The organism is Paenibacillus daejeonensis DSM 15491, assembly GCF_000378385.1.
GTDB lineage: Bacteria > Bacillota > Bacilli > Paenibacillales > Paenibacillaceae > Paenibacillus_D > Paenibacillus_D daejeonensis.
The window spans coordinates 1,007,475-1,023,275 of sequence record NZ_KB899659.1; the positions used below are offsets into that span (position 1 = coordinate 1,007,475).

A 15,801-nucleotide genomic window follows, 5' to 3' on the forward strand; every position below is an offset into this window, starting at 1 on the left:
TTGAATTGTTAACCGCTCTAGCGGTTGAAATCCGGGGACAAAGGCGAACGCTTCGCTTCTCCAGATTCGATCCGTGCCTCTCCGGCACGTTGGGAACAGCCTGAAAACTTCAATTAATATACTTGTTCTTTATAGAAAAATCCGAATGACAGCTCTCGGTCGGGGTCCTGTAGCGCCTGAATGGGCTCCAGTGCCGCTTCGTCAAACTGATAGCCTGCGGGATCCGCATAGTAGGCGTCGATGGCTTGACGATAGGCACGCACGACCGTTTCATTGTAGATGGTGCTCTTCATAAAGCCGTCGATTTTGAGGCTGTCTATGCCCGCCTCCAACAGCTCATGCAAGTTCTCCAGCATGCAGATGTCGTCCGAGCTCATGACATGGGTACCGTTGCTGTCTTCAAAGATGGGAAACCGCTCTTCCGGACGCTCGGCTTCCATAAGAAAAAGCCCTTGATCCTTGCCGGTTACTAATTGTCCAGGCGGGAGGTCCGCAGGTTTTGTCGTTCGATTATGGTCTGCGTAGCTCTGCAGCAAATATCTTTTGGAATGATAGATGTTTGTCATGCCGTGTACCTGCACTTCGACTTGCAGCTCCGTATGCTGCTTCATCTCCACAATCTGATCCATATTGAGCTCACGCGCGACTACAAAGCGAGTGGCGCCACGCCGCCCCCAGAAGTTAGCTGTGGCATAATTGGTCGAGGTCATCTCAGCATTCCAGTGCAGCCCCAGCTCAGGATGTGAAGCTCGTACTGTCATCAACACGGCGGGGTCACCGAATACAATGGCATCGACACCAGCCGCAGCAAGCGTATCGATATATCCTGGCAGCTCCGGCAAGCGTTCATTCTCAATCAGATTATTAATGGATACGTAGATCCGAACGCCTCTCGGCTTAGCCATGGCAACCGCAGCTGCGATCTGAGCCTCCGAGAATTCACCAGCAAGTCTCATCCCGTATCGGGTCTCGCCGATGACAAACGCATCGGCTCCCGCTGCTATTAGACGCTCCAGCTCATCGAGGGAAGCTGCCGTACAGAGCAGCTCCGTTCTCTTACTCATACTGCAACTCCTTTCCTGTGAGAATGTTATTGATTGGCCTCACTTAACCGCTTATTACGAAGATGCTCATTGTAGGTAACGGAGAAATAATGACCACTTGTCCCATCCTTTTTGGTCACATAAAAAAAGTATTCCGTATCTTCCGGGTACAAGGCAGCTTCTATTGCTGCAAGACTCGGGCTTGCAATCGGGCCTGGTGGCAGTCCCGTCTGTTGATAGGTATTATATGGGCTCTCAATTAGCAGATCGCTCTCAAACAGTCTGTCCTTCTGCCTGCCCAGCGCGTATTGGACCGTTGCATCAATCTGCAGCATCATATTGTCCTGCAACCGGTTGTAAATGATACCCGCAACGACGGGGCGTTCCTCCGGCAGCACAACCTCCCGTTCAATCATTGAAGCAATGGTCATCATTTCGTGAAAAGAAACCCCCAGCGTTTCGAGCTCATCTTCCCAGCCCTCCGGAAGCTGTTGCAGCTTACGATCCAGCTCCGTCAACATCCGTGTGATGATGTCCTGCTCAGTGCTGTCCTTCACAAGCTCGTAAGTCTCAGGGAAGAGATAACCTTCAAGCAGTTGATTCATTTGATCGGATACCGTAATTTTGCCTGCCGATACCGAAGCGGCCAGCATCGTCTGTGAAGCGGCAACTTCTAAAAACCGCTCTTCGTCGACCAAGCCTTGCGCTGCCAGTCGCTCCGCCATTTGCGTCACGGTATAGCCTTCCGGAACCGTAAAACGAATGGTATCCTCCAGAAGGGTGTCGCCGCTGTTCAGCTTGGCGATAATCGCATCCAGCTCCATTCCCGGGTGCAATTCGTAGGCACCTGCTTTGAATGCGGGACCTTCATCTTTCAGACGCAAATAATATTTGAAAATAAAACTATTGCGAATGATGCCTTCCTTCTCCAACGTCTCGGCTACTCGGCCAGGCGATGAGCCTCGTGCAACCTCAACCCGTACCGCTTCTCCGGTTGGAGCCGGACGCAGTCCGTTCCAGAGATATAATGCCACACTACTGATTCCAATCAACATCACGCCCAGAATCGAGCTGATGACAATCAAGGTGATTCGATTCTTGCGTTTGCGACGATAGGTTCTAGCATCCACGCCTTCAAGTCCCCCTTGCCATATCTAAGCTTACAAGTGCATAGCATTTCAAAAAGGACGGGGGTCGCCGTCCTTTTTGAAATGCTATGATCAGTCGATCAAATCTAAGGCCGTTCCTCGTCTCTGAACAACAGATCGTCATAAGCCTCTGCCGCCGCTTCCCATTCATCCTCGTCAGTCACAGCATCGAGTTCGAATTCACCGTCAGGCTGTTCAGCGATCCGAAAAAAAGCAAGCTCATCGAGCTTCTTCATCGCTGCGGTCTGCAGAGCTGCGTAGGCTTGACCGTTCAAGCGGTATTCGGCAGCGATGAGATACATCTCCTCGCTGCCGTCCTCCGCAACCAGAGCGAGCTGTCGGCCATACTTGCTGCGCAAGGCATCCTGAGCGCCAGGCCAACCTGAGACTTCATCGCTCGACATGTTAAGCTTCCTCTTCCATCTCGGCAAGCAGAGTATTGAAGGTCTCTTCGACCATATTCCACTCTTCTTCGCTCTCAATGGTGTACAACTTGAGGTCGTCGCCGTCTTCTTCGTACCGGAAGGCATACACTTCTTCAGACTCCTCGTCCTCGCCCTCTTCTTCATGCAGCGGCACAACCATCATGTATTTTTGTTCGGAGCCGTCTACTTCGAATTTCATAATGACTTCGAATTCTTCTTCATTGCCCTCTTCATCCGGAATATAAATAATTTCCGGCTCTTCGAACTGCATGTCGTCATTTGTCATCTTTACCCTCACCTTTTCGTTTTAGAGTCGAGATAATTTTGCAAAATGAGCGCTGCCGCCATTTTGTCCACCACTTGCTTGCGCTTCTTGCGGCTGATGTCCGCTTCGAGCAAAGTGCGCTCTGCGGATACGGTGGTCAGCCGTTCATCCCAAAGGTGAACAGGTAAGTTCAGTTGCTCGCGCAAGGATTGCGCAAAAGCGATGCAAATTTCGCCACGCGGGCCGATCGTGCCATTCATATTCTTGGGCAGACCGACGACGATCTCGGACACCTCATGCTCCTTGACAAGCGATGCTAGCTCCTCAAGCTCCGAGTCGTCCCTGCGTTTGTGTACGACCCCTAAGCCCTGGGCTGTCCAGCGAAACGCGTCACTGACCGCTACGCCGATGTTGCGGTCGCCGTAATCCAATCCCATAATGCGCATTAGCTAATCCGGCCTCATTTCGAATAAGGTGTTCGCTTATCTGTGCTGACGAAGATAATTCCGGACGAGCTCTTCAATTAATTCGTCGCGCTCTTTCCTGCGGATCAGACTTCTGGCGTTGTTGTGACGCGGAATGTAAGCCGGATCCCCGGAGAGCAGATAACCGACGATCTGGTTGATCGGATTGTAGTCCTTCTCCACCAGCGCATCGTACACGCTCAGCAGGATTTCCTGCGAAGAGGATTCCATCTCTTCCGGGTTCACATCAAACTTCATCGTTTTATCCATGGAACTCATTGCCAGCACCTCGCTTTCAGGTAAAGCAGTTATGCTAACTCTATCATATCACACTTGACTGCGAAAGAACCAGTTCTTCCGCAAGCTGCAAGGCTTCTTGAAGCTTCGATGGATCCTTGCCGCCAGCCTGCGCCATGTCCGGACGACCGCCGCCGCCCCCGCCGCAGCGGGCAGCAAGCTCTTTAATCAGCTTACCGGCATGGAAGCCTTGCTTCACTAGCTCGGGAGAAACAGATACGACGAGATTTACTTTGTCCTCCTGTACAGCTCCAAGCACCAGGATGCTTTGCTGCAATTTGCCCTTGAGCTCGTCGGCAATCCCCCGCAGCGCCTCCATTCCGGATACTTTGACTTCAGCGGCCAGAAGCGTCACGCCTCCGACTTGCTTAGCCTGGTTTTCCAGCGAACCCGCTTCAATGCGGCCCAGTCTGGCTTGCAGTGCTTCCTTGTCCCGGCCTAGCTCTTTGACCTGGACATACAAGCCTTCGATCCGCTTGGGCACGTCCGGAAGCGACGACTTGAGCAGGTCCGCAGCCTGCTTGAGCAGGTCCAGTTGCCCATCCATATGAGCGTATGCAAACTTGCCGGTTACCGCCTCAATCCGTCGTACGCCTGAGCCAATGCCGGACTCGCTTATCAGCTTGAAGATGCCAATCTGCGAAGTATTGGCCACGTGACAGCCGCCACACAGCTCAATGCTGTAATCCCCGACTTGAACGACACGGACAATGTCACCATATTTTTCTCCGAACAGCGCCATGGCGCCCATAGCTCTGGCTTCGGCAATTGGCTTGGAGGCAATCGACACCGGCGTCGCCGTCCAGATCTGCTCATTCACCCGGCGCTCGATCGCCGTGAGCTCCTGCTCACTGATGCTGCCGAAGTGAGAGAAGTCAAACCGCAGGCGCTCAGCTTCAACCAGCGACCCCGCTTGGTTGACATGATCGCCAAGCACTTCTTTGAGCGCTTTGTGGAGCAGATGCGTAGCCGTATGATTCTTGATAATATCTTCTCTTGCTTGACGTGACACCTCGGCACGAACTGTATCGCCGACACGGAGCACACCCGAAGTAATGACCGTACGATGTACAGGTTGACCCTGAGGCGCCTTGAACACCGCCTCGACGGAAGCCTCCAGACCGCCAGCAGCCTGCAGAATACCATGGTCGCTAATCTGGCCACCGCTCTCCGCGTAGAACGGAGTTACGTCCAGCACGACAAGCGCGGTGCTGCCTGCATGTGCGAAATCAACATTTTGCTCATCAACAATAATCGCCTGAACTACGGCATTCGATACCAATTCATTATATCCAATGAACTCGGACTTAACCGCCAGCTCGGAGAGCGGTCCACCCTGCACTTTCATGCTGCCTGTATCTGCACGAGCCGCCCGCGCCCGCTCCCGCTGCCGCTCCATGGCCGCTTCGAAGCCTTCGCGATCGACTTGCAGTCCATGCTCCAAGGCGTAATCCTCGGTCAGATCAAGCGGGAATCCAAAGGTATCATACAGACGGAAGCAATCTTCGCCGTCAATGACCTGCGCTCCTGCCTCCTTGGCTTTGTCGGCCAAATCCGCCAGAATAGCCAAGCCGTCTGAAAGGGTTTCGTGGAACCGCTCTTCCTCCGTGCGGATAACCCGTTCGATGAATTCACGCTTTTCGACGATTTCGCTGTAATAGCTACCCATGATTTCGCCGACAACCGGGGTCAGGCTATACAGGAAGGGACGATCGATGCCCAGCTTTTTGCCGTAGCGCACAGCCCGTCTGAGCAGACGACGCATGACATAGCCGCGCCCTTCATTGGAAGGCATAACACCGTCTCCGACCGTGAACGCAACGGTGCGGATATGATCGGCAATGACTTTCAGCGCGATATCCGTCTCATTCTGCTCCTGGTAACGGACGCCTGCGATCTCGCAGGTGCGGTCAATAATCGGACGGAACAGATCGGTATCGAAGTTCGAGTCCACGTCCTGCAGGACAGAAGCAAAGCGTTCGAGTCCTGCGCCGGTATCAATATTTTTATTTGGCAGCGGTGTGTAGCTGCCGTCTTTATTATGGTTGAATTGAGAGAAAACCAGATTCCAGATCTCTAGGAAGCGCTCGTTCTCCCCGCCTACGGTGCAGTCCGGATCAGACAGATCGCCGTACTTCTCGCCCCGGTCGTAGAAAATTTCGGTACAAGGACCACAAGGACCTTCTCCAATATCCCAGAAGTTGTCTTGCAGCTTGACGATCCGTTCAGCCGGCAGACCGATCTTCTCGTTCCACAGGCGGAAGGCTTCCTCGTCTTCAGGGTAGACCGTAACGGAGAGCCGTTCTGGATCAAAGCCGATCCACTGAGGACTGGTGAGAAATTCCCACGCCCATGTAATGGCTTCTTCCTTGAAGTAGTCGCCAATCGAGAAATTGCCCAGCATCTCAAAAAACGTATGATGACGTCGGGTTTTACCGACATTCTCAATATCGTTGGTGCGGATACATTTCTGCGAGTTGGCAATCCGCGGATTGTCCGGTGCCACGCGGCCGTCAAAGTACGGCTTGAGCGGCGCCATCCCGGCATTAATCCACAATAGCGAAGGATCGTTGTGCGGCACAAGCGATGCGCTAGGCTCGATCGTATGTCCCTTGCTCTCAAAAAACGCGAGCCATTTGGAACGAATTTCACTTGCTTTCATAGTTGTCACAGCCCCCATTGTCATAAAAAAATTAAAAAAATCGCCCCTACAATTGCAGGGACGAATCTCATTCGCGGTACCACCCTGGTTATCTCAGTCCAGCCGTCCATACTCGGTTAGCGGGATCGTGATCGCCTTCGTTGGACGATAACGGGTCCTCACCGGTAGAGTTCGTCTACACTCCAAAATTGGCTTTCGGCGGTTCTTCGTCAAGAAGTTCTTGCAGCCGACTATCAACGCCTGACAGGCAAATGGATAGCGGAACTCCCTCTCTGGATAACGGGCTACAGCCTACTTCATTTCATCATCGCTTTTGGTAATTTAAGTACAGTATAGCCGCAGCTGCCGCAAGCTGTCAAATCGTCTTTCGACGGATGTAATACGCAAACAAATGCTGAAGGATCACCTTCAGAGCAGCAAAAATCGGAACTGCGATAATCATGCCCGGAATGCCTGCTGCTTCTCCGCCAACGAGCAAGGCAAAAATAATGAATAAAGGATGCATGTGCAACGTCCGGCCGACAACCTGAGGCGAGATCACGTTGCCTTCCAACACCTGACAGATGAGATTGATGACCAGCACCAGGAGCACCATTTTCCAAGATATCGTTGCTGCCATGATCAGAGCCGGCGCTGCGCCGAAAAAAGGCCCTACATAAGGAATAATATTGAATATCGCTACAATTCCGGCAAGCAGCAGTGGATACGGCAAGCCGATTGCCCAGTATCCGATATACGCAAGCAATCCGACCAACAGACAGACGATGACTTGTCCGCGGATATAACTGCCCAATGCCTCGTCGATTTCCTTCAATAAACGGATGACTCCCTGTCTGTGGGAGCGGGGCACGTAGGTAATCACTGTGCGCTCAAATACGTCTAGATCCTTCAATATATAGAACGCTAAAAACGGAATGATAAATACAATAAAGACGGCCCCCAGCATCGCACCCAAGTTATTAACGAACTCCAGCAGTGCGGTAGAGGCCCGCTGCTCCAGTTGCATCAACGAGTGCCGGATGCCCTGCCTTAGTCCTTCCGGAATCAGCGAGTGGTTACTCATCTGATCATAGTATTGCTGCGCTCTGAGCGTCAGCTCCGGCATATGGTCATTCAACTCATTCAGCTGTCTGATCAGCAAGGGGATGGCATGCATCAGTATAACCGTTATGGCAGCCAAAAAAACGGCATAGATCAGCAACACGGCGATCGCGCGGGGCACTCGACGGTCTGATAACAGGCTTACAATGGGATTCAAAATATACGAGACAATCATCGCTAGAATAAACGGCCCCAATACGGCTTTGCCGAAACTGTAAACGAACAGTAAAATGGGTTTGACGAGCAATAGCAAAAAAAGAGCCAACAGGCCAAGAATTCCGAATATCATGATGCCCATTGCCCTGCTCCGCATCCATCTCTCCACGTTACTTCCGCTCCCTTCCCGCATTACTGCCCCAGCATGTCCTTACAGTATATGTAATTTTGCGAGTGGTCATCCGGGAATGTCAGAGCAAAACAAAATAACCCCACAAAGTGGAGCCTTTTCTTCGAAGATTAGCCAGAACCTATGCGGGGACCCCGAGAATCATAAAAAAAGGACAGCCCGCAGGCCGTCCTCTGGTTTCGTTACATATGCATTTGCGGCATTTCCTCTTCGAAGAATAGATCGTCAAGCGAGCTCAACGTGCCGTCTTCCTCTACTTGGTAAACAGACATTTTGTCGCCGTTCACCGTTAGCTCAATGAAGCAGCCCCAACAGTAAAACTGATGGCTGCCAATCTTGCCAATATCCTTTGAATTGCAGTTGGGACATTTCATACCACTGGTCTCCCTTATCGATCCGATTCGGAGGTGGTCATATTATGCAGTTCATGACTAGCGCTCTCCGGCACCAGAACCGCTTTCTCGCCTAGCGTAATCTCATCAGCGAACTGCGCAACCCTGAGCCAATGGCGCCCTTCCATTACATCTGAAATAAAACCATCCGTTAGTTCATAGCCTATTATAGGTGTACCCTTAATCGGATTAAAATAAACATCCGATATCCGCCCTAATTCTTCGCCGTTGGTCGTGATGACGGGCAAGTCTTTCAGTTTGCTCTCTCCCCAGCAATAACAGCGCGTGATTTCGCCTGCCGCTAGCCGTATAACCGCATCGGACCGGCTTACAATCAGCGCATCCTTGCCACAAGTCAGAACATCCTCCCAGTCGACGGCATAGGCTCCCTTGCGGGGCCAACTACGGCTACCCGTAATGATTCCCCTGAGCTGCCAGTGTTCGTCAAACCAGATATCTTTCACTTTGCCTATTGTCTTCCCGCTCCCGCTAACGATCAACGGGAGACCGATCAAGTGCTGAAGCTTGAGCACGGGCAGGGCCTCCTAAGCAGTAGTACGAATACGAAGCACAAGCGTTGCAACAATTTGCGCTGAATATTCGATCTCCTCCATAGTATTGCCCAATCCAAAGCTGAACCGTACGGCGCTGCCCGCGAGCTGCTCAGACAGTCCCATGGCTGTGAGTACATGAGAGCGGCTCAGGGCGCCTGAACTGCAGGCAGAGCCGCCGGACACAGCAATGCCTTCGATGTCCAGATTCATTAATAGCGACTCTGCCGAGACGCCAGGAAAGCTGAGATTCAGAATATCTGGAACCTGCTCCGATGACCCGCCGTTCAGGATAAATGCGTCCCTGCCGATCAAGTCCGAGAGCAGCTCCAGAAAGCGTTGACGGAGCTGCAGCATCCGCTCCCGCTTGCTCTCCCGCCGCGACTCTGCCAGCTCCAACGCTCTGGCGAATCCGCAGGCGCCCGCTACATTCTCCGTGCCGGCCCGGCGGTTGCGTTCCTGCGGACCGCCCAGAAGCTGCGGCTCAAAGCGCGTACCCTTGGCCACATAGAGTGCCCCTATCCCTTGCGGACCATTGATCTTGTGCGCCGAAAATGAAGCCAGATCAACAGGCATTTCACGCAATCGTAGCGGCAGCCGCCCCAACGCCTGGATCGCATCAACATGAAAGAGAATCCCACGTTCCCTGGCCGCCGCTCCGATCTGTTCAATTGGTTGAACGGTGCCGGTCTCGTTGTTGACAAGCATCACGCTTACTAGCGCCGTCTGCTCGTTCATCGCCTCGATCACTTGCGCAGGGACGATGGCTCCGCTAGCGTCAGGCAGCAGCCGCGTCACGCGAAATCCCTGCTCCTCCAGACGATCCACTGCATGGAGAACGGCATGATGCTCGATAGCAGTCGTAATGATGTGGTCTCGGCCCGCTTTGCGCTGAGCCCAAGCTGCTCCGGCTAGACCGAGATTATCACTTTCGGTACCGCCAGAGGTGAAGATGAGCTCGGCAGGTGAGCAATGCAGCTGCGTTGCAATCCTGTCCCTGGCGCGTCCCAGCTGCTGCTTGGCGTTCCGGCCGAATGCATGGACGCTGGAAGGGTTGCCTCCCGGCCCCTGCCAGATCACCGTCATTTCCTCCAGCACTTCGGTCGCGAGCGGCGTTGTCGCCGCATGATCCATATAAATGCTCTGCATGGCTGCGACCGTTAAATGTAGAACATATAGCTGTCGAGTTCGCTCTCATCCTTGAAGGAGATCATATCCGCGAGCGTGGTCGAATCCAGCACTTCGGCAATGCTGTCACGAATTCGCAGCCATAGGTGACGCTTGGCCGGGTCGTCTTCCTCTGTGAAATCGACTGGCGAGATCGGGCCTTCCAGGATGCGAATGATGTCTCCCGATGTGATCTGCTCCGGTTCCTTGGAGAGAATGTAGCCGCCATATGCGCCTCTCACACTCTTAACCAAACCTGCATTACGCAAGGGGGCAATCAGTTGCTCCAGGTAGTGCTCCGAGAGAGAGTTTCGCTCCGCGATGCTTTTCAAAGATATCGGGCCTTCCCCGAACTTCATTGCCAGTTCCATCATAATGGTTAAGCCATAACGGCCTTTAGTTGAAATTTTCAAGGCAATCCTTCTTTCCCGGTTCTATACACCGTCAGATTTTAAGTGCACGCACTTGTCAGTAAAATGCATGTCACCGCATATTAATTCATGGTATTCCCATATTGCTTCTATGTTAACATATCCAGCAGTCGTGTGGGTGAAAAAGCTTGGTCGACTTCGTGAAAAAGTTCGCCCGGCATGATACAATAAGGGGAATGCACCATCCCTGCAGGGACAGTGCGGATCGTCAAGCCAATTCAGGTGGTGAATGGAAATGAGCGCAAGCCATGCGTCAACACGTATTGTAGTCGGCATGTCCGGCGGCGTCGATTCCTCCGTAGCCGCTCTGCTGCTCAAGCAGCAAGGCTACGATGTGGTCGGCATATTCATGAAAAACTGGGACGACACCGACGAGTTCGGTCATTGCACGGCGGAAGACGACGCCGAGGACGTGGCCCGGGTCTGCGAACAGATCGGTATCCCTCATTATACGGTTAATTTTGAGCAAGCTTATTACGACAAGGTATTCACCTATTTCCTGGATGAATACAAACGGGGACGTACGCCAAACCCCGATGTCATGTGCAACCGCGAGATCAAATTTGGCGATTTCCTGGCCAAAGCCATGGATCTCGGCGCAGATTATCTGGCGACCGGCCACTACGCCCGCACCGAGCGCACAGACGGTCAGACCCGGTTGCTGCGAGGGGTTGATTCCAACAAAGACCAGACCTATTTCCTGCATGCACTAAGAGAGCAGCAGTTAGCCAAAGCCATGTTCCCTATTGGTCATCTGCCAAAATCGGAAGTGCGTGCCATTGCTGCCGAGGCCGGCCTTGCCACTGCACGCAAGAAAGACAGCACCGGCGTGTGCTTCATCGGTGAACGGAATTTCAAAACATTCTTAAGCCAATACCTGCCTGCACAGCCTGGGGAAATGATTGATATTGCAACCGGCGAATTGAAGGGCCGTCATGATGGTCTCATGTATTATACGCTGGGTCAACGTCAAGGACTAGGCATCGGCGGTTCAGGAACTGGCGAGCCATGGTTCGTCGCAGACAAGGACTTGCAACAGAATCGACTCTATGTCGTTCAAGGCGAGCATGCCAGTCTGTATTCGGAAGGACTGCGGGCAAGCGGCGTCACTTGGCTCGGTGCAGAGCCGATGACAGGCAGCTTCCGTTGCACCGCCAAATTCCGTTACCGTCAGCCGGATCAAGGGGTGACGGTGACCCTTCAGGAAGACGGGGAAAGTGCCGAGGTTCATTTTGACCAGCCTCAAAAAGCCATTACTCCCGGACAGGCTGTCGTCTTCTACCAAGGCGATGAGTGCCTGGGCGGCGGCACCATTGATGTTGTGCACAAATCAGCTCTAGCTAGCATTCGGATTTGATGTAACACTTCCTGAGGATTCAGGGTTCACACACAAAAAAAACCGGCGGTTCGCCTTGCTTCAACTTGAAGCAAGACAAGACCGCCGGTTTTTCATGGTGTTTAATTAATCGAATTAACCGGAACCAGCCTGGAGCCATTCTCCTTCGTCATTCTCTTCTATCCGCTTGCGCACCCCTATTCGGGAAATCCGCAAATGATCCGTTTCTTCAATGACAAATTCGAATGCCCCGTATGTGACCTTCTGCTGCTTCTTCGGCGGAATCTCAATCTGCGAATAAATCCATCCGCCAATTGTGTCATAATTCTCACTGTCAATATCTAGTTCGAAGAAACTGTTCACTTCCTCGATCAGCATCAAGCCATTAATGGAGTAACTGTCCGACGTTTTCTTCTCGATATCCGGACGCTCCTCGTCAAATTCATCCTGTATGTCACCCACGATTTCTTCCATGATATCCTCCAGGGTGACCAGGCCTGATGTTCCGCCGTATTCATCAATCAGAATAGCTATCTGCGTCTTTTTCTTCTGCATCAGCTTGAGCAATGTACTGATCTGCATGGATTCCGGTACGGTCGTAATCGGACGCAGGATTTGCCGGATATCGTCAAGACCTGGCGACTCGGACTTAAGAATATCCTTGATATGAACAAAACCGATGATATTATCTTTGTCCTGATCACATACCGGGAAACGGGTATGCATCTCCTGCAGCGCAATCTTCTTGTTCTCTTCGTAGGAACGGCCGGCATACAGGCAGCTCATTTCGGTCCGAGGAATCATAATCTCGCGGGCGCAGGTCTCGGCAAAATCAAAAATATTATCCATCAGTGTCAGCTCTGTATTATCGATCAGTCCGCTCTTGTGACTCTCCTTCATCAGGATTCGGATTTCTTCCTCCGTATGCGCTGAATCATGCTCGGAGGCTGGCTCGACCCCTACTCGCTTAAGGAGCCAATTGGCCGTGCCATTGAGAAACCAAATGAACGGAAACATGATTTTGTGGAACAGCATGAGTGGTGCTGCGGTAAGCAGCGTCACATTCTCCGACTTGCGGATGGCCAGCGTCTTGGGTGCCAATTCGCCCAGCACAATGTGGAGAAATGTAATAATCGAAAAAGCAATCAGAAATGCAATCGTATGGACGAGCACATCATTCAGTCCGAACCATCCCTTGAGGTAGGGTTCGATAATCTTCGCGATTGCTGGCTCGCCGACATAGCCCAAACCCAATGATGCCAGCGTAATTCCCAATTGACACGCAGACAGATAGGCATCGAGGTTATTGGTCAGATGGGAAGCGAATTTCGCTCGACGGTTCCCCTCGGTCACCAGCGTATCGATCCGGGTCCCCCTCACCTTCACCATGGCAAACTCGGCAGCAACGAAAAAACCGTTCATAAAGACAAGAAACATAATAAGCATCATGTTTAATAGTAACGGCACTATCGGTAATGGGTCCTCCAACGACACCCTGTCAGCTTGCCCCGGCAGCCGGGATGCAAAGTGACAGGCGCACCTCCTTCAAATTGTAAAATGAAAATCTAGCGGAAGTTACGCTTACTAGTCTCTATAGAAATGTAAGTTAACTTACATTCTAGCTTAGTCGATCCGTTATCTTCTAGTCAAACGTCAATTTCGGCTTGTTATCGATGTTTATTCGCCATAGGATGGACTTTATACATCATTTACTGGCTGACGCAGCAGTTTTCGCAACACAAGCTCCGTAATACGCAGCTGTTGAAAAAGAAGCCTACAGTCACGGATCGATCTTACGATCGCTGTTGTCCCCAGATTTCTTTGATTTATCACCCCTTTAAGGGGAGAAATCCGGGGACAAAGGCGAACGCTTCGCTTCTCCAGATTCGATTCCGTGCCTCTCCGGCCGTTCTTCAACAGTCTGTTTATACTTTGCCGTCTCTGTCAGGACGGTAATTCCGGTACCGGCGCTGGCGGTTGATCCGGATTTTCTCTTCCATGCCCTGCTCGGTTGCTTCATAGAGCTGCTTGCCATCCAGTTGATCCGGCAGATATTGTTGGTGGACATAATGGCCCGGATGATCATGCGGGTACTGGTAGCCCACATGTCCCAGCTGCGTGGAGCCTGCGTAGTGTCCGTCGCGCAAATGCAGCGGCACCTCCACACGACCAAGCGCATCCATGGCACGCATCGCCTTGTCAATCGCCGTCACCACACTGTTGGATTTTGGGCTCTCGACAGCAAACAGAATGGCCTGGGTAATGTTCAATCTGGCTTCCGGCCAACCGATCTTGTGGTAGGCATCCATCGCCGTTACCGCCTGCACCATCGCTTGCGGGTTAGCCAGACCGATATCCTCACTGCACGCAACGATTAGGCGTCTCAAAAAAGTCATGGGGTCCATGCCCAGCTTCTCGACAGCGTACAAGAACCAGAACAACGCGGCGTCACTAGAGCCGCGAATGCTCTTGTGAAAGGCTGAGAGTACGTCGTATTGCGTGGACGCATCCGCCTTTACGGTACGTTGTCGGATGGATTCCTCTGCGACCTCGAGCGTCACATGCACGGACCCGTCCGGCTGAGATGGCGTGGTCACTGCTGCCAGCTCCAGCGCATTGAGCGCCCGCCGGATATCGCCGCTTGCCTGACTCGCTATATGCTGCAGTGCCTCTTCTTCCACGTCCAGCGTCATGAACCCCAGTCCGCGTTCCCGGTTAACCAGCGCACGCTGCATAGCGAGCAGCGAATGCTCGCTGGTCAATGCTTCCAATTGAAAAAGCGTAGACCGGGAGAGTAGAGCCCCATTCACATGATGGAACGGATTTTCTGTCGTGGCCCCTATAAAGATGATGATCCCTTGTTCGACTGCCGGCAACAGAGCATCCTGGCGAGCCGTATTGAACCTGTGAACCTCATCCAAAAAAAGAATGGTCTTGCGGTCGTACATCGACTTGTTCAGCTTGGCCTGCTCAATTGTCTCGCGGACATCCTTAACGGTGGCATCCACTGCATTCAGCTTCACAAAAATGCCAGAGGTCCGCTCTGAGATAATGTGAGCCAGCGTTGTCTTCCCGCAGCCTGGAGGGCCATACAACAAAATCGACGACACCTGGTCGCTCTCAATTGCCCGGCGTAATAGCTTGCCCTCGCCTACAATATGCTCCTGGCCGATATATTCGTCCAATGTCTGCGGACGCATCCGGTCGGCCAACAGCCGTGCGCCGCTTCCGGCTGGTTTGTCTTCTCGGAAGGAGAATAAATCCATTGCGATCGCTGCCTTTCTATATCCTGTATGCAGGAATTAATCCCGATTCTGTTCCTTGATCATATCACATCCGCACATACGTTCGCCAGCGTACTTGGCTCCATAAGCAAGAGGGGCATCGCTGACGATGCCCCTCCTGATTGCACTTTTTAAACGTGAACGCCGCCGCGCGCCAACAAATCGCGCACGGTTTCGCTTACCATGATGAGCCCTGCCACCGGCGGAACAAATGCATTGCTCGCTGGCGGTTGTTTGGCCTTGCGGATTTCCGGTGCATTCTCCGGTACAATCCGCTGCGTGACATCCTCTCTGGGCTTTTGTGGCTGCTCTGTCGAGAACACCACTTTTACCCCCTTGCGAATGCCTTCTTTACGCAGCTTTTGCCGGATGACCCGAGCGATTGGATCCATCGTCGTCTTGGAGATGTCGCCGACTTGGAACTTGGAAGGATCCATCTTGTTGGCTGCACCCATGCTGGAAATCATCGGAATGTCGCGTTTGAGACATTCCTTGATGAGATGAATCTTGTACATAATCGTGTCCGAAGCATCAATGATGTAATCCGGCTTGTATTCAAACAATTGCTCGTACGTCTCTTCTGTATAGAACATCCGCAACGATATCGCTTCGCAATCCGGGTTAATCAATTTGATGCGGTCACGCATCAAATCCGCCTTGGGCTGTCCAATCGTGGTCGTCAGCGCATGAATCTGCCGATTGATGTTTGTGATATCCACAACATCCTTATCGATCAGGATGATCCGGCCCACCCCGGTGCGCGCCAGCGCCTCGGCTGCAATGGAGCCCACCCCGCCAATGCCCAGTACAGCCACTGTGCTGCCTTTCATAATATCCAGGCCTTCCGGACCGATTGCGAGTTCCGTGCGGGAGAATTGATGTAGCATCG

Annotated in this window: 16 protein-coding genes; 1 reads left to right on the forward strand and 15 read right to left on the reverse strand. The window is 52.5% G+C overall.

The annotated features are described in order from the left end of the window. Nucleotides 1–113 precede the first annotated feature (113 nt). The 12 genes from F556_RS0105035 to cymR all read right to left on the reverse strand — a co-directional run bounded on the left by F556_RS0105035 (nt 114) and on the right by cymR (nt 10,274). Nucleotides 114–1,064 (reverse strand): peptidase U32 family protein, encoded by a 951-nt coding sequence (locus tag F556_RS0105035; protein ID WP_020615816.1) that lies wholly within the window; start codon nt 1,062–1,064, stop codon nt 114–116. A 26-nt stretch (nt 1,065–1,090) separates the two neighbouring features. Further along, nucleotides 1,091–2,173: an endolytic transglycosylase MltG gene (mltG, locus tag F556_RS0105040; RefSeq protein ID WP_020615817.1), complete on the reverse strand. Its 1,083-nt coding sequence runs from the start codon at nt 2,171–2,173 to the stop codon at nt 1,091–1,093. Nucleotides 2,174–2,277: 104 nt separating this feature from the next. Beyond that, nucleotides 2,278–2,595 carry a DUF1292 domain-containing protein gene (locus F556_RS0105045; protein ID WP_020615818.1) on the reverse strand — a complete coding sequence of 106 codons (318 nt, stop codon included), beginning with the start codon at nt 2,593–2,595 and terminating at the stop codon, nt 2,278–2,280. A 1-nt stretch (nt 2,596) separates the two neighbouring features. Further along, entirely contained in the window at nt 2,597–2,902 is a 306-nt protein-coding gene (locus F556_RS0105050) for a DUF1292 domain-containing protein (protein WP_020615819.1), read from the reverse strand. A gap of 8 nt (nt 2,903–2,910) precedes the next feature. Next, nucleotides 2,911–3,327 (reverse strand): Holliday junction resolvase RuvX, encoded by a 417-nt coding sequence (ruvX, locus tag F556_RS0105055; protein ID WP_020615820.1) that lies wholly within the window; start codon nt 3,325–3,327, stop codon nt 2,911–2,913. A gap of 36 nt (nt 3,328–3,363) precedes the next feature. Next, on the reverse strand, nt 3,364–3,624 hold the full coding sequence (locus F556_RS0105060; RefSeq protein ID WP_020615821.1) for an IreB family regulatory phosphoprotein: 261 nt from the start codon (nt 3,622–3,624) through the stop codon (nt 3,364–3,366). Between the two features lie 43 nt (nt 3,625–3,667). After that, a complete protein-coding gene (alaS, locus tag F556_RS0105065) occupies nt 3,668–6,304 on the reverse strand; it encodes an alanine--tRNA ligase (protein WP_020615822.1) in 2,637 nt (878 codons plus the stop codon). Nucleotides 6,305–6,659: 355 nt separating this feature from the next. Beyond that, on the reverse strand, nt 6,660–7,730 hold the full coding sequence (locus F556_RS0105070; protein ID WP_026297112.1) for an AI-2E family transporter: 1,071 nt from the start codon (nt 7,728–7,730) through the stop codon (nt 6,660–6,662). Nucleotides 7,731–7,933: 203 nt separating this feature from the next. Continuing rightward, on the reverse strand, nt 7,934–8,125 hold the full coding sequence (locus tag F556_RS0105075) for a hypothetical protein (RefSeq protein ID WP_020615824.1): 192 nt from the start codon (nt 8,123–8,125) through the stop codon (nt 7,934–7,936). Nucleotides 8,126–8,139: 14 nt separating this feature from the next. After that, a complete protein-coding gene (locus F556_RS0105080) occupies nt 8,140–8,676 on the reverse strand; it encodes a PRC-barrel domain-containing protein (protein ID WP_020615825.1) in 537 nt (178 codons plus the stop codon). A gap of 12 nt (nt 8,677–8,688) precedes the next feature. Next, nucleotides 8,689–9,843, reverse strand: coding sequence for a cysteine desulfurase family protein (locus F556_RS0105085; protein WP_026297113.1), 1,155 nt, complete (start codon nt 9,841–9,843; stop codon nt 8,689–8,691). Between the two features lie 11 nt (nt 9,844–9,854). Then, nucleotides 9,855–10,274, reverse strand: coding sequence for a cysteine metabolism transcriptional regulator CymR (cymR, locus tag F556_RS0105090; protein ID WP_020615827.1), 420 nt, complete (start codon nt 10,272–10,274; stop codon nt 9,855–9,857). Between the two features lie 253 nt (nt 10,275–10,527). Between cymR and mnmA the strand changes: the two genes are divergently transcribed. Next, nucleotides 10,528–11,649, forward strand: coding sequence for a tRNA 2-thiouridine(34) synthase MnmA (gene mnmA, locus F556_RS0105095; RefSeq protein WP_020615828.1), 1,122 nt, complete (start codon nt 10,528–10,530; stop codon nt 11,647–11,649). A 114-nt stretch (nt 11,650–11,763) separates the two neighbouring features. Here the strand turns inward: mnmA and F556_RS0105100 are convergent, their stop codons facing one another. From F556_RS0105100 to F556_RS0105110, 3 genes are all read right to left on the reverse strand, one after another. Further along, nucleotides 11,764–13,077 carry a hemolysin family protein gene (locus F556_RS0105100; RefSeq protein ID WP_020615829.1) on the reverse strand — a complete coding sequence of 438 codons (1,314 nt, stop codon included), beginning with the start codon at nt 13,075–13,077 and terminating at the stop codon, nt 11,764–11,766. A 476-nt stretch (nt 13,078–13,553) separates the two neighbouring features. After that, the gene (locus tag F556_RS0105105; protein WP_020615830.1) at nt 13,554–14,894 is read right to left on the reverse strand and encodes a replication-associated recombination protein A; all 1,341 of its coding nucleotides are present in this window, start codon (nt 14,892–14,894) and stop codon (nt 13,554–13,556) included. 149 nt (nt 14,895–15,043) lie between these two features. Beyond that, nucleotides 15,044–15,799 (reverse strand): tRNA threonylcarbamoyladenosine dehydratase, encoded by a 756-nt coding sequence (locus tag F556_RS0105110; protein ID WP_020615831.1) that lies wholly within the window; start codon nt 15,797–15,799, stop codon nt 15,044–15,046. Nucleotides 15,800–15,801: the final 2 nt, after the last annotated feature.